Genomic DNA, 20336 nt, shown 5'->3' on the forward strand with positions numbered 1-20336 from the left:
GTGTCGAAATTGCGCTTACTTTTATTGTTTTCAGTGTTTTCAGAATCCATCACTAAGCCAAGACTCGGTACGCTCCACACCCTGCCATTACTCGCTCTTTCTTGTCAATACTGCCGTTAGGACTTGAACCTAACCGTTGTTTCATAGGAGCCGGGATTTCTCCGTACTAGGATGCTTCAACACATAGATGTTTTTTGTTCTTACTCACAATTTGATTCTAACATACCACAGGGATTAAAATCCCTCGTGTCGCTTATATTTCAGCGGCTTTAGCCGCTGAGTTTTACGCTTACCGGATGCTCTTATAAATGATCGGAAATTAAGCAGATCCGCTATTGTAACATAAAGTTACTACCGTAAGCGGTTGATTGATGAAATGAGGCGATAGATACAAGACGATCCTCCGATGCGTCCCACAAAATAAATTGGAAGCAATCAGGAATATCCGCTATTTTTAGCTTTTTTACATGGGTCAGTAAATGAATATTTTGATTATGGCAAGCTTCCAGATTGTAATTAGGTATTCTTTCAGAAAGATGGTGGATATTGTGATAACCTATGTCTGCCCCAAACCATTTAAGAACTCTGGGTAATTCTAAGTAACTACTGCCTTCTAATGCTCCTAGAGTATAATCCCAACCTTCAGTTTTATGGGCGTAAGAGCCATCAAAGTTGTGCTGTACAAAGAAGATACAAATGAAAATTGCTGCTGAAAAGGTGAGAGTGATTGAGTAAACCCCAAAGAAGAATCCAAATCCTAGTAAATAACCCAAATAAATCCAACTACTAACTACGCAAATATTGTTGAAAAGGATATCAAAAAACTCTCCTGTTGTGTACCAATTTCTGGATTTATAAGAGTAAATGATTTCCTTGATATCCATAGTCGGTTCTTTCTGTATGCAAGTCAGCAAATGACCTATAAAACCATACAAACCAGCGATTAGTGCCAGTCTGGGCTTAATTGCTAGATAGAAAAAACCGCCGGGAAGCAGCATTAATGGATGCCTAAGTAATTCATACCGCTTTTGGGCAAAAGGACTAAGTTTACTAAACTGCTCTGTGGAGATTAATGAAGCTGGTCCTCGATATTTTTCCCAATCACCATTTGTTTTATGATGATAAGCATGACCTCTTGACCAAGGATATTGAGGGATGGCATTCATCACTCCCAAAATAAACCCTACCACTCTATTTACCCGTTTTGATCTAAAGAGTGAATAATGTCCACAATCGTGCATTAAAGAAAAACAACGCAGTGAAAATAGTATGATCAAAATCATGATTGGTGGCAGCAACCAAAAGGAAAATTCTGCTGCTTTTGCTGCTAAAATCCATAACAAAATATAGGGAACAACTGTATTAAGGACTTGATAAGTTGCGCGTAAGTCGTTGCTCTTCATGTAGGGAGCTAAGACAAAATCTGATTTTTTAATCATTATGATTAGTTTGACCACTATCTTTACTAACAGTCCGGTGATGTTGGCTGGGAATTACTTTGTCATAAGCTCACCAAAAATTGAGGTTTTTGGCGATTCATTAACCCAGATTCTGCACGCTATTTTATACTATATCTAGTATGACAAATATTGGGTTAATGTTTAGCTAGATAGCAATCTTCAAAATCCCGGACAATGCCAGTGTTTATGCTTGATAGTGTGATATTTTTTACTTTTTAAACATTAAGCTTCGCGCCAGTACAAATTTAACAGAATACCACCTGCTACTAGCTTTAATGCTTCTAATAGAAAATAACCGCTGTGTAATAAGTTCATTTGTGGTGGAACTAGATTACTAGTAAGTAAGCTGAAATTAGCACCTAGAGCGCACATTTGGGGAGTTAAGAAATAAGTATCTAGTAATGCTACTGTTAACAGAATTCCAGATAAAGCAATACTACCTAAAGGCCAATTAGATTTAGTCTTGCTAATAGCCAGTACAGCAGTTAAAACCACAGTAGCAGACAATAATTCTAGGCGATTAAAATTCCAAAAAACCAGATAACCTGCTGTAGAAAAATTAGCCTCATTCATCATGCCAGCAAAGTAAAGACTAGGCATAATTACCCAATCTAAAACCAGACTAGCACTGAGCCAGAAGCCCAGAGTTAACATAATCGCTGTTTGCCAAGTTGACCGTTTAAATTCCAGACTAGAAAGAGTGTTCATAAAAATAATTGCTTTGTTGTCTTCTTAGAGTCTAACTAAAACAGTGATTTTGGCAACAAATATCAATTAATTGTTACAAACAAGAAACTCTAACCCAGATTTCCTCCCAAAGGAAAAAATCATTCCCAGACCAAGGGTAGTTTAATAAAAATAAATAAACCTGAAGCGATCGCTCCCAATCCCCCACATCACGTTATGATCAGAAGGAATCACAATAATCTGTGCCAATAAATTCTCAGCATCTACCGTCAGTAACCCAGCCCTAAAGGGACTGGGCTTGCAAGAGTAATCAAGCAAGCCGTGCTGACCAGACCACCCTGAGTGACCTGCCCTGAGCGGTGTCGAAGGGAGTCGAAGGGTAGCCGTTATTTGAGCCACGACACCCCGGAATGCGTAGCCCCTTCGGGGTTCAGCAGTCGCTCATGGGGGAAACCCCCAAGACCGCGCTGCTTCACTAGTTCCCTGCTCTGTCATTTGCAATTAAACAGTTTTAAGGTCACTGAAACAGTGTTGCAAGTCTAACAAGCTCTTATAACTGGTCGTTCGCGCAGCGTGCCGGAGGCATCTAGCTAACATTACCCCAGAAATGGGAGGCTCTTTGGAGCAAAACATTATGCGTACAGAGTTGGAAAATTTGAATCGGTAATTGTCCCGTTGAAAGTACATCACAAAAGTACCCCGAATTTCTCAACTCCAAGGCGGTAATGAAAAAATATTCAAAGCGGTTAAAACCGCCCGTGTCGCTTCCCTCTCAGGTCTAAAAACTCGCTCGTTTCCCACTTACCGCAAGGTCTTATGACGACTTCCACACCAGAACCCAATCAACCCAACAAATCACTTACTGATACAAATCTGGTAGAAGACCGCAGCAAGCTGAGTAAGATGTATCAGCATTATGTAGAAGTCAAGGATAAGTATCCTCATGCGTTGCTGCTGTACAGAGTAGGCGATTTTTTTGAAACTTTTTTCCAAGACGCTGTAACCGTCTCCAGAGAATTAGAATTAGTCTTAACCAGTAAACACGGTGGGGAAGTCGGTCGTGTTGCCATGACAGGTGTACCTCATCACGCTTGGGAACGCTACACAACCCAACTGGTAGAAAAAGGTTATGCTGTGGTAATTTGCGACCAAGTAGAAGATTCGGCGGATGCCATTGGTTTGGTAAAGCGAGAAGTAACACGCATTCTTACACCAGGGACTTTGCTAGAAGAGGGAATGCTCAAAGCCAGTCGGAATAATTACATAGCGGCTGTGGTAATTGCTGTCAATCATTGGGGGTTAGCCTACGCAGATATATCAACAGGGGAATTTCTCACATCTCAAGGTAGTGATTTAGAACACTTAACTCAAGAGTTAATGCGTTTACAACCTTCCGAAGTCCTGTTTCCCACTAACGCCCCCGATTTAGGTAGTTTACTGCGTCCAGGGGAAACTTCACCCTCTTTGCCCCAATGTCTACCACCTACATTTTGTTATAGTTTGCGATCGCAAGTCCCCTTTTCCCAAGCAGAAGCTAGAAGTAAATTATTGCAGAAATTCAAAGTGCGATCGCTCGAAGGTTTGGGTTGCGAACACCTCCCTCTGGCAGTTCGCGCCGCTGGTGGTCTTTTAGAATACATCGAAGACACACAAAAAGCCAATCCCGTCTCCCTGCAATTATTACGCACATATACATTAAATGATTATTTAATAGTAGATCATCAAACCCGCCGTAACCTAGAAATTACCCAAACCGTCCGCGACGGCACATTTCACGGTTCTCTATTATGGGCTTTAGATCGAACTAGCACCGCCATGGGCAGCCGGGCTTTAAGAAGATGGTTGTTACAACCGCTACTGGAGATCAAAGGGATTAAATCCCGCCAAGATACCATTCAAGAATTAGTAGAAAATACACCTTTACGCCAAGATCTACGCCATTTACTCAAGCAAATTTATGATTTAGAACGTTTAACAGTCAGAGCCGCTTCTGGTAGAGCAAATGCACGGGATTTAGTCGCCTTAGCTGATTCTTTCTCCCGTTTACCAGAATTATCTCGCTTAGTAGAAGATGCGAGATCACCTTTCTTAAAAGCTTTGCAAAAAGTCCCGCCCAGCCTGGAAGAACTAGCCGAAAAATTACACGCTCACATCGTAGAATCACCACCGACTCATCTAAAAGAAGGCGGTTTAATTCGGGCGGGAATCAATCCCCTTTTAGATGAAAGAAAGGCTACAGTAGAGAGTGATCAACAATGGATTGCCAACTTAGAAGTTGACGAAAGAGCAAGAACGGGAATCCCCACTTTGAAGGTAGGATTTAATAAAACTTTTGGTTATTATATCAGTATTTCCCGCAATAAATCTGACCAAGTTCCCGATAATTACATTCGTAAGCAAACTCTGACAAATGAGGAACGTTACATTACTCCTGATTTGAAAGAACGAGAAGCCCGAATTCTCACAGCGCGAGATGATTTAAATCAGTTGGAATATCAGATTTTTGAAGCATTACGGGATGAAGTGGGTTCTCATGCCGAAATCATCCGTAATATTGCCCGTGCCGTAGCTGCGTCAGATGTATTATGTGGTTTGGCGGAATTAGCTGTCCATCAAGGTTACTGTCGTCCTGAGATGCTTACAGGACGCGAGATTAACGTGATTGATGGTCGTCACCCGGTGGTGGAACAGTCTTTACCTGCTGGATTTTTTGTCCCTAATTCGACTTGCTTAGGGGGGAAGGAAATGAACCACGAAGGAGCGAAGGAAGCGAAGGAAGAGGAAAAGAAGAATTTATCTTCCCCTGATTTAGTGATTTTAACCGGTCCAAATGCGAGTGGTAAGAGTTGTTATTTGCGTCAAGTTGGTTTAATTCAGTTAATGGCGCAGGTGGGTAGTTTTGTGCCGGCGCGGTCTGCTAAATTGGGAGTGTGCGATCGCATTTTTACCCGTGTTGGGGCTGTAGATGATTTAGCCACAGGTCAATCTACGTTTATGGTGGAAATGAATGAAACTGCCAATATTCTCAATCATGCAACTTTGAGATCTTTGGTTTTGTTAGATGAAATTGGTCGCGGGACAGCAACTTTTGATGGTCTTTCAATTGCTTGGGCTGTAGCAGAATATTTAGCAGTTGAGATTAAATCTCGCACGATTTTTGCTACTCATTATCATGAGTTAAATGAATTGGCTACTATTATTTCAAATGTGGCAAATTATCAAGTTACAGTTAAAGAATTACCAGACCAAATTATCTTTTTACATCAAGTTCAACCCGGTGGTGCTGATAAATCCTATGGAATAGAAGCAGGAAGGTTAGCAGGTTTACCCACAGTGGTAATTCAACGGGCAAAACAGGTGATGGGACAAATCGAAAAACACAGTAAAATAGCCATGGGATTGCGTGAGAATTTATAAAAATTGGCTGCTGTGATTATGTCCGCATTAAAGGCAGCATAAACCATTAGACTTGTCCAAATAAAGAATTATCAACTTATCCCAGCAACATTAATAAACAACTAGGAAATGGTTAAAAATTGGTTAATCTTATGTCGTATTTATATTAATAAAATCAAAATTTGTTATTACTTAAGACTCAAATACTTCTTTCTGTATTATCCAGATGAGCCATCTGATTACTTGATGATTCACCAGTAATATCAAAATTACTATTAATTTATACCTAAATCTTTAGAAGTAATGATCCGAAAGCGATCGCGTCCTTCTTTTTTGGCACGATAAAGTGCTTCGTCTGCTGTTTTAATGAAGAATGCAGCCGGAATATCAGCAGTAGGAATTAAAGTAGCAATTCCTAAACTGACCGTAACATATTGACTTACCTCAGAAGCTGAATGCAAAATTGCCAATATTTTCACTTGATCACGGATTTTTTCAGCGACAATTATTGCACCTTCTGCATTTGTATTTGGTAAAATTACTACAAATTCTTCTCCTCCATATCGCGCTACTAAATCACTAGGTCTTTTAATAGCTTGACTCATGGCAAAAGCCACTTTTTGTAAACAACTATCTCCCGCTTGATGTCCGTAAGTATCGTTATATCGTTTAAAAAAATCTACATCACACAAAATCAGGGAGAGTGCAGATTTGTCCCTGGCCATGCGTCCCCACTCTTGCTGCAAATATTCATCAAATCGGCGACGATTAGGAATTTGCGTGAGGCTGTCGTAATTAGCCAGACGGTAGAGAGTTTGATTTTCGGCTTTAAGGTTCAGATCATCTTGCCAAATTACAATTCCAGTTGTCATTCCTAATAAAGTTATTGGTGCAGCCACAGGTAGCCAATAATTGATTTTTAGCATGAGCAAACTGAAAATTTCCCAGAGTACACATAGCCCTATACAGAATCCTAATTTTTTCCTAGAATGCCAACGAACAATTACTAAACCCCAGACTGGACCTGCCAATAGTAATAATATTATCCATGCCCCAGAAGGAAAAAGATCGAGAAAATTATTTTGAAATACATTATTAATAAAAGTTGCTTGTAAGTAAACTCCGCCCGTGGGTGGATCATAATTAAAGGGCGTGACTAAAACATCAATACCTGGAGCAGTAACTCCTACTAAAACAATTTTATTTTTAAATAAATCGGCTGATACTTTCCCCTGCACTACATCAATAAAGGAATAGTGAGGCATTTGCTGAACCTGACTAGGCCAGTTAATCCATAATGGCTGCTTTAAATTAGGCAAAGGAGGTATTTCCATAAAAGTTCCATAAGCCTGGATAGCCGCAATTCCTAAGGAAGAAATACCATTTTTTAGTGGCTGTACATTACGGATTATACCATCTCCATCTTTCTGACTGAATATATGTCCTGTAGTTATTGCGGCCTGTTCTAGTTCAGGGACAGGAAACCAAGGTTCTCCTTGAGTATCCCAAGCCTCTGCCAATACCACTTTACCATGTTGTTTCATAGCCTTTGCCAGAGCCGTATCATCGGGGCTAGACTCAGAAAAAATAATATCGAAGACAACTACATTTGGCTGGGCTGTATCGAGTACATTTAATAGCTCTATATATCTTGTCCGTGGCCAGGGAAATTGTTTAAACTCTGCCAAACTTTTGTTATCTATTGTCACTACTACTATCTGCTGATTCCAGTCAATATTTCCCCTTAGTCGGAATAGGGTGTTATATGTTATCCATTCTAAAGGTTGAAAAATTCCCAGTAACAGGAAACAAATAACTATCAACATGGCTATAAAACCAGGAAACAATTTCCCAAATAACCGCTGGATTTCTGTGAACATGATCATACATTTTCAGTTCTTACTTTTATTAAGGAACAGCTAATTCATACTTTTGCTTTTTTCCTAAAGGTGTTGTGATACTAACTGCAATTTTTCGATTATTAGGAAGGGCTGTTATCACCTCAAACTCTCCATTCTGATTGGTTATTAATGATTCATTCGCTAAAATAACTAAATTCACAGGATCTACTTTACCTGCAATTTTTGCCTGTTGATTGCCCATATCTGCCAGGATTTTTATTTGCAAACTAGTATCATCTCGTAAACGCACTGGAGGTGAAGGTGGTTTTCCTGGAATTACAAAGCTTTGAAAACCTTTATTTACAGATACAGTTTTACCTTGAGCAGATGTTACCACCTGGCCTTTTAAAGTTGCTACCCCTGTTTTCCCACTAGGTTGGACACTAACACCAAATTCTGTACCTCTGACTCCTGTAATCCCTGCTGGAGTTTTAATTTCTAGTCTAGATTCTCGATTGTTCAAAGGACGTACTTTTAAACGCACCTGTCCACCAGTTAGCAGCAACTCTGTGACTTTTCCATTATTACTAGTGCTGTGCAGTTTTTGAATTTGCAGTTTTGTATTTTCTGCCACTTCCACAAAAGCAATTTCTGTATCTAATGCTAACATCGTCCGAGAATTCTTTCCTGTACTAATGCTATCACCAACCTTTTGCAACTTTGTGCCGACATTGGCAGGTTGGGAAGTTTGTTGATTTCCATAAATAACATTACCAAAAATGCTACGTACTTCTAAGTAGCGGTTAACTCTTAAATGTAAATTATTTTGGGCTAATGCTTGCTGAAAGGTTAATAGGAAGATGAAAAGTAAACTTAATAATAGCCAATGTTTTTTAATCACTGAATTTTTTGGAAATTAGATTACCCCTGTATCTAATTTTAGGCGATCGCTTCTCTTGTGGCAAGTAAGCTGTCACGCATCTAGTTTTTGAACCTGATCTAGGCTATAGGCGGGTTTCTGCCTCCAAATTATACAATTTAAGTGCGCGACAGCTTTTAAAAATCTAGACATCCTCTGGTTCAAATTGTGCCACAGTTACAGCATTAAATGCAAAAGATAAAACTAAGGGAATCGGACATTTAAACCAAAAAGTGTAAATCACTGCTAGGATAGTGGTAGAGATGGCAGCACAAGCCCAATACATTTCCTGATTAGTTAAACCATTTTTCTCTTTAATTACTCTCAACACATTCATTGGGATTGGTTCTGGCATGACTCCACCAGGAGGAAACGCCCAATAGTTACCACGTCTCTCAACAAATAAATCTGTCCAGCCATTTTCTAAGCACCATGCTTCAATCCATTGAATAGAGTAATGATTTATCATATAAATACCAATTTCCTTTGTTAATGTGTGCAGTTTGTCAATTTTAATAACTTAAAGATCTTAGTCAGATATAGCAGCAGTCAGCAGGAAAAATCTTGTGTTATCTGGCTTTTTTAGGGACTTTTTTCCCTTATTCAAGTACATATCGCTATAACTTTTAGTTCATTGTTTTAAAGGTTTATCAAATTATTTTATACATATTAACAATCCTGTTTCCACAGCCATCACCATAACTAACAGATTATCAGTTGTCCTGACTACTAGACTTTAAAAGATAACAAACTTTACTTGTAATCAAACTTAATGAATTATTGTAAATAGTAAAATCCTGCTGGAGCAATAATGCCATTTTTTTCCAGAATCAGCAACAGTTAAAATTTAAAAAAGGGAGTAATTACCAAAAGCGTTATTACAAAATATTAACGTTTATGCAAAACTTAACTTATCCAGTATCAATTTGGACTCATCAACTATGTTTTGGCAAAAAAGCTTAGGATGGATTTTAGGAATTATGGTTTGGTGCGTTGCACAGCCAGCATCAGCAGATTGGACTCATCCTTTATCATATAGCAATGCCGAATTGTCGAGACAAGATTTTTCGGGACAAAGTTTACAAGCTGCGGAATTTTCTAACGCTAACTTAGAAATGGCTAACTTTACAGGTGCGGACTTACGAGGAACAGTTTTCAGTGCTTCAGTCATGACAAAAGCAAATTTACATGGAGCAGATTTAACCAATGCGATGGTGAATGAGGTAAAATTAGCAGGTGCTGATTTAAGTAATGCCGTTTTAATCGAAGCTCTTTTACTCCGCACCGTCTTTACAGATGTTAATATCACAGGTGCAGATTTTACAGACGCAATTTTAGATAAAGCGCAAATTAAAGAGCTATGTCAAAAAGCCAGTGGTGTAAATTCTCAAACTGGTGTAGAAACTCGTGAGTCCTTAGGATGTCAATGAAACTTGGTATAATTGGTGGTGGACAACTGGCTTGGATGATGAAAGATGCAGCAGATAAGCTGGGAGTAGAATTAATAGTCCAAACTCCTAGTCCCAATGATCCAGCCGTATCTATTGCCCAACATAGCATTTTTGCCGCAGTTGATGATGCCGCTGCCACAGAAATTTTAGCGACAAAGTGTGATATCGTTACCTTTGAAAATGAATTTGTTAACCTTGCGGCTTTATCACTGCTAGAAAAACAGGGTGTTTGTTTTCATCCTCAATTAGCAGCTTTAGCACCCCTGTTAGATAAATATGAGCAACGGTGCTATTTACGGGATTTAGGTTTACCAGTTCCCCAGTTTTTGGCATTATCAGGGGAAAAAAAGCTAGAATCTCAAATTGAAAATTTGGGTTTTCCTGTGGTTCTCAAAGCCAGAAGACATGGATATGATGGTCAAGGAACTTTTATCATTCCCGATTTTGCAACTTTATCAAAAATAGTTAATCAAACTCATAGCCAGTTTTTAGTCGAAGAATTTGTGCCTTTTACCAAAGAACTGGCTATAATTGCCGCCCGTTCTGTAAATGGGGAAATTGTCATCTATCCAGCGGTAGAAACTCTCCAGAAAGAACAGGTTTGTCGGTGGGTAATTGCCCCCGCTCAAATCACCCAAGAGCAAAGTTTGCAAATTGAAGCGATCGCCCATAAACTATTAACTAGCCTCCAATATATAGGAGTCTGTGGCATTGAATTATTTCTCACCGCCCAAGGTAAAATCTTAATTAATGAAATAGCACCACGTACCCATAACTCTGGGCATTTTTCCCTGGATGCTTGTGAAACTTCCCAATTTGAACAACACCTGAGAGCAGTGTGTGGTTTACCATTAGGCAATACTAGATTACATTGTGCTAGTGCCGTGATGGTTAATTTGCTAGGATATGAAAACAGCCATTGTGACTACCAAAAACAACGTCAACAATTAGCAAATATTCCCCAGGCTACTGTTCATTGGTACGGAAAAACAGAAGCTCGTCCAGGGCGTAAGCTAGGACATATCACCGTTTTATTAGATCAAGATCAAACTAATGGAGTAGAAGACATTATACACAAAATTGAATCTATCTGGTATCCCCAGTAGAAATTTGCCAAAATTTTCCCAAAATACACACACAAACTATTTTTCAAAGCTATAATGAGTTAGTTGCACTACGACGATTGGTGACTGCCGTCAAGTTTTTTGATCTATGTCTTTAACAACAAGGGAGCTAAACAATTCTCGTGGCAGTATACTGGGCTCGTACCCAGAAACTTTAAATGAGAACCCTCAGTTCCCACCTGGTTTAACCAGGTCATAAACTTAGGTAAAACGGCGTTGTGGTGAACTAAAAAATTTTAGCTCCCCGGTTGATAAAACTGGGGAGCTTTACCTTAAACAGCAAGAAGGCTCACACTGTACCTGTACTCAGGTCAGTGTTGAGATGAATTGCGCGTGAGAAATCCGGGTGTAGTCTGACCATATTTGTAGCTTGCTTCCCGCAGGGTGCGCAGCGAAAACCGGAAAGACTACAACGACGAAACGAGCAAAATATTCGTTTTTTATTCGGTATGTTTTGATTATTTGTGTTACCATGAATATACGAACGCGGTAAGGTCGATACCATGTATAGAGCAATTAAAGTTAGGATTTATCCCACTGATGAGCAAGAATCATATTTAGCTCAATGTTTTGGTAATACTCGATGGTTGTGGAATTATATGCTTAATGCCACTACTGTCGCGTATAAAGAAATAAGCATTGGGCTTTCTAAAGCGGCTATGGATAAGTTGCTTCCAGGATTAAAAAAGGAATATGAATGGTTAGGACTTGCATACAGTCAAGTGTTGCAACGAGTCACATTCAATCTTTCTAGTGCGTTTGTCAACTTTTTTGAAGGCCGTGCTAAATTTCCTAACTTTAAATCTAAACATGGTAAACAATCAATTCAATATCCCCAAAATGTGAAACTGATGCCAGAGGATTCTGTGATTAAGTTTCCTGGCAATTTAGGGATGATGAAAACCGTGTTCCATAAAGAATTGCCCGATGCAAAATTCACGGCTGTAACAATATCAAGAAATGCAGACGGTAAGTATTATGCATCTATTCTTTTTAACCAAAATGACAATCCGGTAGTTGCAATTAGAAAAGCTATTGGTGTTGATTTGGGATTGAAAAACTTTGCTATAACTTCCGAAGGCTCAAAATATGACCTTCCTAAGAAGCAATTAGCTCTTCTTGAAAAGAATAAAAAGCGCAAGCAGAAAAAACTAGCTAAGAAGACCGATAAAACATCTAATAAACGTCGTAAAGCCAAACGTTTAGTCGCAAAAGTTTCTAGCAAAATAGCTAGAGTCCGTGAAGACTTTCTACACAAGCTATCTCGCAAAATAGCATCCGAAAACCAAGTTATTTGTGTAGAAGATTTGGCAGTTAAGAATATGGTTAAAAATCCCAACTTGGCAAAAGCTATTAGTGACTCTTGTTGGGGAATGTTTCAAACCATGCTCAAATACAAAGCTGAAAGATTTGGTCATACTTATCAAGAAATAGGTCGTTTCTTCCCGTCTTCTCAACTTTGTAGTGAAACTCTACTACCAATTCCGGTATTGCAAAAAGGATATGATTCGTTAGGAGTTAGGTTTGTAGATTGCCCTCACTGCCAAAAACAGCATGATAGAGATATCAATGCCGCAATAAATATTAGAAATGAAGGTTTGCGACTTTGGGCGTTAGGAACTAGCGCTTCTGCCCTTGGAGGGGATGTAAGACCAAAGTCTTCGGGACGTAAAAAATCCATGAAGTCCGAGGCAGTCCCCATGGAATTGGGAAGCCTACACTGTACCGTCAGGTCAGTGTAGGTAGTTCACGATATATACCTTAAATTTAGAGGTAAAAAGCAAAATACGGAAAGAAAAAGATTTTCCCAATGACAACTGACCAATGACAACTGACCAATGACAACTGACAACTGACAACTGACCAATGACCAATGACAAATGACAACTGACCAATGACCATTTCTTCAAGTCTGTCATGACTAACTGAAGAAATAAGCTACACTCATTTTAGGGGCGAACTCATACAGTTCGTCACAATACTTCTTGGAAGATATCCCTATCGCAGGAAGTGGGTTGAAGCCCACTTTTTTTATTGAATTCTCCCATGACTCATCCTTTAATACCACAAATTATTGATTTGGCGACACCAGTAGCCGCAGAACTAGGATTGGAAGTTGTTAGTATAGTTTTTCATACGAACCAAAACCCCCCAGTCTTGCGAGTAGATATCTTTAATCCTCTACAGGACATTGGCCTGGATGATTGTGAAAGGATGAGCCGTGCCGTTGAAGCCTCATTAGATGCGGCCGATATCATTCCAGACGGTTACATATTGGAAGTATCTAGTCCTGGTATTTCGCGGCAACTGGTAACAGACAGGGAGTTTATTTCCTTCAAAGGATTTCCTGTAGTTATTTCTACTTCCCCACCCTCCGAACAACAGCAAGAGTGGATAGGTCTATTGATTAGCCGGGATGAAACTACAGTTTACCTTAATCAAAAGGGTCGTGTAGTAAAAATTCCCCGTAACCTCATTACCAAAGTCCAAATAGATGAGCGTAGCTAATCAATTTTAGATTTTAGACGTTGGATTAGGGACTGGTAAGTGGTAATTGAGAAGAAGTAATTGGGGAAAAGAAAACAATTATTTCTTAACAGTTATCTAATTTTGCTGACTGCTGACTTGACACTCTCCGCTCTAAAGAGATTGTCAATGTATAGTGTTGAGCCGTTAGGCAACATCGGGTGTTTGTACAGGTTAATTACCCTTACCTGTTAAAGACATTGTAACACCATAAGTCACTGAGAGATTTATCCCCTCTCTCGCTTAAAAAACACCCAAACATAAAAACCCAAAAAGGTTTTAGATTTTAAGTCTAGGGTCAGAAACGGTAAGTTCTACCGAGATTGCCTGTGGAGCGGAAAAACCTCTTAGAAGCCATTCTAAGACCGTGATGAAGCAGGAAGTAAACACTAAGGTTATCGCTGTCCAGATGTGTCTAGACTTTGGTAATTTTGGGTAAGTTTTATAGAACGGTTTTAAGCCTACTTTCTTATAAAATTTTAGGAGACTGCGTATGTCAATGGTGACTTTATCGGGATTAAAAGAGCTAATCGAAAGTATTAGCCAAGAACGAAACTTACCGCGTTTAGCTGTACAAGCAGCTATTAGAGAAGCCTTAATTAAGGGTTACGAACGTTATCGTCGCGCCCAAAATTTAGAACGCAGACAATTTGATGAAGAGTATTTTAATAATTTTGAAGTAGAACTGGATATTGAGGGTGAAGGATTTCGGGTTCTTTCCACCAAAACCATTGTTGAAGCAGTTGCTAACACTGATCATCAAATTTCCTTAGATGAAGTCCAGCAAGTAGCCCCAGAAGCCCAACTGGGAGATTCTGTAGTATTGGATGTCACCCCAGATCAAGGAGAATTTGGGCGCATGGCAGCCATGCAAACGAAACAAGTATTGGCGCAAAAACTGCGAGATCAACAACGCCAAATGGTGCAAGAAGAGTTTCAAGACTTGGAAGGCACGGTTTTACAAGCTAGAGTATTGCGATTTGAACGTCAATCTGTAGTTTTGGCAGTTAGTAGCGGATTTGGACAATCAGAAGTAGAAGCCGAATTACCCAAGCGAGAACAGCTACCCAACGATAATTATCGGGCTAATGCTACCTTTAAGGTATATCTAAAAAAAGTTTCCCAAGGGCAGCAACGAGGGCCACAATTGATGGTATCTCGTGCTGATGCAGGTTTGGTAGTTTATTTATTCGCCAACGAAGTCCCAGAAATTGAAGATGAGGTAGTGCGAATTGTGGCTGTAGCGCGAGAAGCTAACCCTCCCTCTCGTTATGTAGGACCCCGCACAAAAATTGCTGTTGATACCCTAGACCGCGATGTAGACCCCGTTGGTGCTTGTATTGGGGCGCGGGGATCACGAATTCAGGTGGTAGTTAATGAATTACGCGGTGAAAAAATTGATGTGATTCGCTGGTCTCCAGATCCAGCTACCTATATTGCCAATGCGTTGAGTCCAGCAAAGGTAGATGAAGTCAGACTCATGGACCCCGAAAGTCGCCAAACTCACGTTTTAGTGGCTGAAGATCAACTGAGTTTAGCTATTGGTAAAGAAGGGCAAAATGTGCGGTTAGCTGCCCGTCTCACTGGTTGGAAAATTGATATTAAAGATCAGGCTAAATATGATGAGGAAGCCGAAAATACTAAATTTGCAGCGGTGAGAGCGCAATATCAATCCCAAAATGATAGGGATGACAGGTCTGACCGAGAAGATGCAATGGCAGAAGAATTAGAATTGGATGAGGATAGATTTGACAATAGCGAGGAAGATTAATTCCCCAAATTTATCTGCAATAATTTGAAAAAGGAAGGGAAGCAGGGAGCAGGGAGCAGGGGGAATATTTCTTCCCAATGACAACTGACAACTAACAACTAACAACTAACAACTAACAACTGACAACTGACAACTGACAACTGACAACTAACAACAGGCATTAAAAAATACATTGTTTAGTATCCCCAAGATATCTAACTTAAATCTGGCAGAAGACTGATGAAACCGAACTATCGGCGTTGTATTAGTTGTCGTCAAGTCAACTTGAAACAAGAGTTTTGGCGGATTGTCCGCGTCTTTCCATCTGGAAAGGTACAATTAGATCAGGGCATGGGGCGTTCTGCCTATATCTGTCCGCAAGAGAGTTGCCTACAAGCAGCTCAGAAGAAAAATAGACTAGGGAGATCGCTGCATGGAGCAGTGCCAGATACAGTGTATCAAACATTGTGGCAACGTCTAAATCACGGCGATCGCCAAGATCGCATTTAATGGTAACAACTAAAATTGCGATAGTCTCTCAAGATATTATGACAAAAGCCGAACTATTCGGTATCTGATCATAACCTTTAGTATCGTTCAAGTTAATGCCAAAATAGTAAATGGATGTAACCAGCTTTCTCGATCTCCTTTTTTGGACAAGACGCAAGGCATTACTCCCAACAAGTTTTTTTTTGATTGTATTGTGGAAGACTCACAAATCAGCAAAACAAAAAAACCAAAAATGGCGACCTGGTAGCGTCAAATCGCAGTTCTGCATCAACCATCATTCCTGGTGGAGATGTCAGTATTAACCCGAAACATCTCTCTTTCCTAACTGGAGTCACCGGCAATATCACCAAAGGCAACCGAAAAAACAGTGATCAAAGGGTGGAGATGTCACAAACCAGGCAACCATCCGCTAAAACTGTAAATTAAAGGGGAAAGAGTGGATGAACAACGGAAAAGTGAGAATCTATGACTTATCAAAAGAATTGAATTTGGATAATAAAGAGCTACTAGCAATTTGCGACCAGCTCGATATTGCGGTTAAAAGCCATAGCAGTACGATTTCCGAAGCGGAAGCTGAACAAATTCGTAGCGCAGCCGAAAAAGTCGCTGCTACGAATTTAGCCTCAAAAAAGGAACAAAGTACAAATGGCCATAAACCAAATTCATCTCAAAACCGTACCAACGCCCATCACAAACAGCAAATTCTAGAAATTCGCAAACCGAAAATATTGATAAACACTACCACCAACTCAACCGATATCTCAGTTGCTACTGACGCTACTGATGCTAATCCTCCGGCACCTCCAAGGCCTTTTGCTACACCAGTTTCATCTATGAATATAAAGCCGGCGGCACCAACTCGACCAGTACCCCGGAATCAATCTGAGACTCCACTTAAACCTAATCCTACCCAACCAGAACAGGTATCTAATCCTGAATCGGTTACAGAAAAGGTGAGAGCGGAAAAATCAGAGAAAATATCTACTCCCAGAGCCAAACCAGAGAAACCGCAAAAACCCCAGTTGGTTTCTCCTCCTGCTAGAGTAGATGGCGCAAAAGCGGCAGAAACACCAGTTTTAGCAACATCAGAAAAACCTCTTCTCAAACGCGATCGCTCACAGCCTGTTGAAGAAGATCCTCAGCCAGTGAGAAGTAAGGTTAATAGACCTTCATCTGATCAAGGTTCACCATCTGCACCACCTAGACCTAGTCGGGCTAATTCAGGAGCGCCGACAAGACCAGAACAACGCAGTGGTAGACCATCCGTTGGCGGTGATATCCAACGGCCTAGACCTGCCCGTCCCAGTGAACCAGCAGCCATTCCCACGGCGACTCCACCCAGACATAATGCAGGTGGCGCGAAAAAAGAAGGATTGGATGAAATACCAGTAGCACCCGATCTTTTGGATTTAAAACGCCCTACACCCCCTCGTTTGAACAAGGGTGGGAAAAAATGGCAAGAAGAAGAAATCATTGACGAAATCAAAGAAAAAGCGAAGGTTGGACCCAAAGGCAAACGGGTCAAACAAATCGTAGAAGATGATTTAGATGAAGATGATTTAGATGAAGACGGTCTAGAAAATTCCGCAGCCACTCAAGTTAGTCTCTCCATTGCCCGTCCTCCCAAACCCAAAGGGACTCGCTCCGGTATGCCAACTGTAGCGGTTGTGGCTGCTCCTACCACTAGAGGTAAAAAATCTAGTTCTTCCCGTGACCACAACAATCGTCGCCAAGAAAATGTAGAGCAAAAACCAGATCGTCCAGCCACACTAGATGTTACTGGTCCATTAACAGTCCAGGAGTTAGCTGAGTCCCTCGTAATTGCCGATACAGAGATTGTCAAAATCCTGTTTATGAAGGGGATGGCTGTCAGCATCACCCAAAATCTGGATATTCCGACGATTACCCTAGTCGCCAAAGAACTAGAAGTAGAAGTCCAAATTGTCGAACGAGAAGCTGAAGCCCGGAAAGTCACGGAAATGATTGACGTGGCTGATTTGGCTCACCTCATTCGTCGTCCCCCAGTTGTCACCATCATGGGTCACGTAGACCACGGTAAAACCACTCTCCTCGACTCTATTCGCAAAACCAAAGTTGCGTCTGGGGAAGCGGGCGGTATTACCCAGCATATCGGCGCATATCATGTTGATATCGTCCATGAAGGTAAACCACAGCAGATTGTTTTCCTCGATACTCCTGGTCACGAGGCTTTCACAGCGATGCGTGCTAGAGGAGCTAGGGTGACAGATATTGCCGTGCTAGTCGTAGCTGCTGATGACGGTGTTCGTCCCCAAACAATTGAAGCTATTAGCCACGCTAAAGCTGCAAACGTTCCCATTGTTGTTGCTATCAACAAGATTGATAAAGAAGGCGCACAGCCAGAACGGGTTAAACAGGAACTTACCAATTACGGTCTCACCGCTGAAGATTGGGGTGGTGAAACAATCATGGTTCCCGTTAGTGCCATTAAGGGCGAAAACCTCGACACCCTCCTAGAAATGATTATGTTGGTGTCGGAAGTAGCCGAACTATCCGCTAATCCAGATCGGGTCGCAAAAGGAACAGTCATTGAGGCTCATTTGGATAAGGCGAAAGGTGCCGTTGCTACCTTGCTGATTCAAAACGGTACTCTCCACGTTGGAGATATGCTGGTCGCTGGTTCAGCCTTCGGTAAAGTCCGGGCTATGGTAAGTGACCGAGGCAAGCGTGTAGATGTTGCTAGTCCATCCTTTGCTGTGGAAGTATTGGGTTTAAGTGATGTCCCTGCTGCTGGTGATGATTTCGAGGTCTATGAAAACGAGAAAGAAGCTCGTTCTGTAGCCAGCGATCGCGCCGACAAACAACGTCAATCCCGCTTGTTGCAAGGTCGTGTCACTCTCACTACCCTGTCAGCACAAGCACAAGAAGGCGAGTTAAAAGAACTCAACCTCATCCTCAAAGGCGACGTACAAGGTTCTGTGGAAGCCATTATCGGCTCTCTGCGCCAAATTCCGCAAAACGAAGTCCAAATTCGGATGCTCCTAGCTACCGCTGGAGAAATCACCGAAACAGACATAGACTTAGCTGCTGCCAGTAACGCTGTGATCATTGGTTTCAACACCACCTACGCCAGTGGAGCTAGACAGGCTGCGGATGAAGCAGGTGTAGATGTTCGAGAATATAACATCATCTACAAACTCTTGGAAGATATCCAAGGTGCTTTGGAAGGTTTACTCGAACCAGAGTTGGTGGAAGAACCCTTGGGACAAACAGAAGTCCGTGCTGTCTTCCCAGTTGGTCGTGGTGCTGTTGCCGGTTGTTATGTTCAATCTGGTAAGCTCGTTCGCAACTGTAAGGTGCGCGTCCGTCGCTATAACAAGGTAGTTTACGAAGGTGTTCTCGATTCCCTCAAACGGATGAAAGAAGATGCCCGTGAAGTCAACGCAGGTTATGAATGTGGTATCGGCATTGATAAGTTCCATGACTGGGTGGAAAATGATATCATTGAATCCTACCAATTGGTAACTAAACGTCGGACTCTGACTATGACTAAGTAGTGACGTGCATCCAGCGTTGAGTGCTGAGTTAATGAGTGTTGAATTGAGACTGTTCCGAGTTCAACACTCAAATAATGTAAACTCAGCACTCCGTTTAAAAGGAGTCAGGAGTCAGGAGTCAGGAGTCAGGAGTCAGAAGAAGAATGAAGAAGAAGGAAGAAATGAAAAAGAAGAAGGAAAAAGAAGAAGGAAAAAGAAGAAGGAAGAAGTAAAAACCTGTTCTAGTCCGAGTTTTATTATCAATTCATGTCTTACCCCCTTGGGTTGCTATAAATTTTAAGAAAATTCTCTGTTTAATTAAAAACAAGTTGTTTTAGAAATTTCTCGCATAAAATTCCGCATTTAGTGATGAATGAGACAGAATTTTCAGGTGTAAAACCATTATCTTGAAAGAAGATTAAACAAAAATTTTCAATTTTAGGTTTGGGTGACTAGATTTACGTGTTCCCCTGGTGTGTGAAATCAATTATCAATCTGAAATCTAAAATCCCAAATTGTCTAATTCTGGAAGTGAAAAATAAGGAATGAGGAATTATGGCTCAATTTCCAACTTCTAGCGATTACGCGCATACTACTGACAGTACAGTCTCTGTCAACGGTGAGCGTAAAGATCACCAATTATCTGCTAATACTCAATTTTGGCATAACCTGAAATACGTGATTTCTGCTAGTTCCGGTTTTCAAAGATGGCAATTAGAATGTAACGCCAAATTACAAAGTTTACGTCTAGATCAACAAGTACAAATGTATTTACGAGAGACTTTAGAAACTTTAGCTTAACCGACAGAAGCCCCACGTCTGACCCGATAGGGCAGCGGGGGATGAATGGCGCGTGAATTGACGACGGTTTTCCGACCAACGCGACAGCAAGGAAGGAAAACATGGAGACAATTCCCAAAATTTGTGTTATGAATTGAATATCTCGGCAAGGCGAGAGAATAGCGATAACCAAGCTAGATACATGATCATTTTTGTTGATTAACCTTGATTTTGCCTTTGGAACGAGGGGTCAGCCTATCGCCTTAACATCAGTCTTGTTGTTCTCGAAGACCAAAAAGCTGTTAACTGGGTAGGAAGCCTATACTTACCCGCAAGGGAAGTGTAGGTAGTTCACCTTATTAACCCTTTGACCGAAA

15 protein-coding genes and 1 other RNA gene are annotated in these 20336 nt (G+C 40.8%); 11 read left to right on the forward strand and 5 right to left on the reverse strand.

Annotated elements, in window-relative coordinates:
* Nucleotides 1–332 precede the first annotated feature (332 nt).
* Both FJR08_RS12365 and FJR08_RS12370 read right to left on the reverse strand, forming a co-directional pair.
* Nucleotides 333–1439 carry a fatty acid desaturase gene (locus tag FJR08_RS12365; protein ID WP_168633361.1) on the reverse strand — a complete coding sequence of 369 codons (1107 nt, stop codon included), beginning with the start codon at nucleotides 1437–1439 and terminating at the stop codon, nucleotides 333–335.
* Between the two features lie 243 nt (nucleotides 1440–1682).
* Nucleotides 1683–2168 (reverse strand): hypothetical protein, encoded by a 486-nt coding sequence (locus tag FJR08_RS12370; protein WP_015083438.1) that lies wholly within the window; start codon nucleotides 2166–2168, stop codon nucleotides 1683–1685.
* Between the two features lie 795 nt (nucleotides 2169–2963).
* Here FJR08_RS12370 and mutS point away from each other — a divergent pair.
* Nucleotides 2964–5564, forward strand: coding sequence for a DNA mismatch repair protein MutS (mutS, locus tag FJR08_RS12375; protein WP_168633362.1), 2601 nt, complete (start codon nucleotides 2964–2966; stop codon nucleotides 5562–5564).
* Between the two features lie 254 nt (nucleotides 5565–5818).
* Here mutS and FJR08_RS12380 read toward each other — a convergent pair whose 3' ends face one another.
* The 3 genes from FJR08_RS12380 to FJR08_RS12390 form a co-directional block, all read right to left on the reverse strand.
* Nucleotides 5819–7423 carry a diguanylate cyclase domain-containing protein gene (locus FJR08_RS12380; protein WP_254435746.1) on the reverse strand — a complete coding sequence of 535 codons (1605 nt, stop codon included), beginning with the start codon at nucleotides 7421–7423 and terminating at the stop codon, nucleotides 5819–5821.
* Between the two features lie 28 nt (nucleotides 7424–7451).
* A complete protein-coding gene (locus FJR08_RS12385; RefSeq protein ID WP_168633364.1) occupies nucleotides 7452–8285 on the reverse strand; it encodes a FecR domain-containing protein in 834 nt (277 codons plus the stop codon).
* Nucleotides 8286–8448: 163 nt separating this feature from the next.
* On the reverse strand, nucleotides 8449–8772 hold the full coding sequence (locus FJR08_RS12390) for a hypothetical protein (protein WP_015083442.1): 324 nt from the start codon (nucleotides 8770–8772) through the stop codon (nucleotides 8449–8451).
* A gap of 472 nt (nucleotides 8773–9244) precedes the next feature.
* Here FJR08_RS12390 and FJR08_RS12395 point away from each other — a divergent pair, with 472 nt between their 5' ends.
* From FJR08_RS12395 to FJR08_RS12445, 10 genes are all read left to right on the forward strand, one after another.
* Nucleotides 9245–9733: a pentapeptide repeat-containing protein gene (locus FJR08_RS12395; protein WP_015083443.1), complete on the forward strand. Its 489-nt coding sequence runs from the start codon at nucleotides 9245–9247 to the stop codon at nucleotides 9731–9733.
* On the forward strand, nucleotides 9724–10860 hold the full coding sequence (locus FJR08_RS12400) for a 5-(carboxyamino)imidazole ribonucleotide synthase (RefSeq protein WP_168633365.1): 1137 nt from the start codon (nucleotides 9724–9726) through the stop codon (nucleotides 10858–10860). Before FJR08_RS12395 ends, FJR08_RS12400 begins: the two co-directional genes overlap by 10 nt.
* A 62-nt stretch (nucleotides 10861–10922) precedes the next feature.
* Nucleotides 10923–11107: non-coding RNA, 6S RNA (gene ssrS / locus FJR08_RS12405), on the forward strand.
* 274 nt (nucleotides 11108–11381) lie between these two features.
* Nucleotides 11382–12620, forward strand: a complete 1239-nt coding sequence (locus FJR08_RS12410; protein WP_168633366.1) for an RNA-guided endonuclease TnpB family protein — start codon at nucleotides 11382–11384, stop codon at nucleotides 12618–12620.
* Between the two features lie 304 nt (nucleotides 12621–12924).
* Nucleotides 12925–13386, forward strand: coding sequence for a ribosome maturation factor RimP (rimP, locus tag FJR08_RS12415; protein ID WP_015083446.1), 462 nt, complete (start codon nucleotides 12925–12927; stop codon nucleotides 13384–13386).
* 511 nt (nucleotides 13387–13897) lie between these two features.
* Entirely contained in the window at nucleotides 13898–15175 is a 1278-nt protein-coding gene (gene nusA / locus FJR08_RS12420; RefSeq protein ID WP_015083447.1) for a transcription termination factor NusA, read from the forward strand.
* 219 nt (nucleotides 15176–15394) lie between these two features.
* Nucleotides 15395–15664: a YlxR family protein gene (locus tag FJR08_RS12425; protein WP_015083448.1), complete on the forward strand. Its 270-nt coding sequence runs from the start codon at nucleotides 15395–15397 to the stop codon at nucleotides 15662–15664.
* 440 nt (nucleotides 15665–16104) lie between these two features.
* A complete protein-coding gene (gene infB, locus FJR08_RS12435; protein ID WP_168633381.1) occupies nucleotides 16105–19200 on the forward strand; it encodes a translation initiation factor IF-2 in 3096 nt (1031 codons plus the stop codon).
* A gap of 31 nt (nucleotides 19201–19231) precedes the next feature.
* Entirely contained in the window at nucleotides 19232–19480 is a 249-nt protein-coding gene (locus tag FJR08_RS12440; protein WP_168633367.1) for a hypothetical protein, read from the forward strand.
* A gap of 254 nt (nucleotides 19481–19734) precedes the next feature.
* A complete protein-coding gene (locus FJR08_RS12445) occupies nucleotides 19735–19980 on the forward strand; it encodes a hypothetical protein (RefSeq protein ID WP_148761133.1) in 246 nt (81 codons plus the stop codon).
* The last annotated feature ends 356 nt before the right edge of the window (nucleotides 19981–20336 follow it).

The sequence above is a fragment of the Dolichospermum sp. UHCC 0260 genome, from assembly GCF_009711985.1.
Taxonomy (GTDB): Bacteria; Cyanobacteriota; Cyanobacteriia; order Cyanobacteriales; family Nostocaceae; genus Dolichospermum; species Dolichospermum lemmermannii.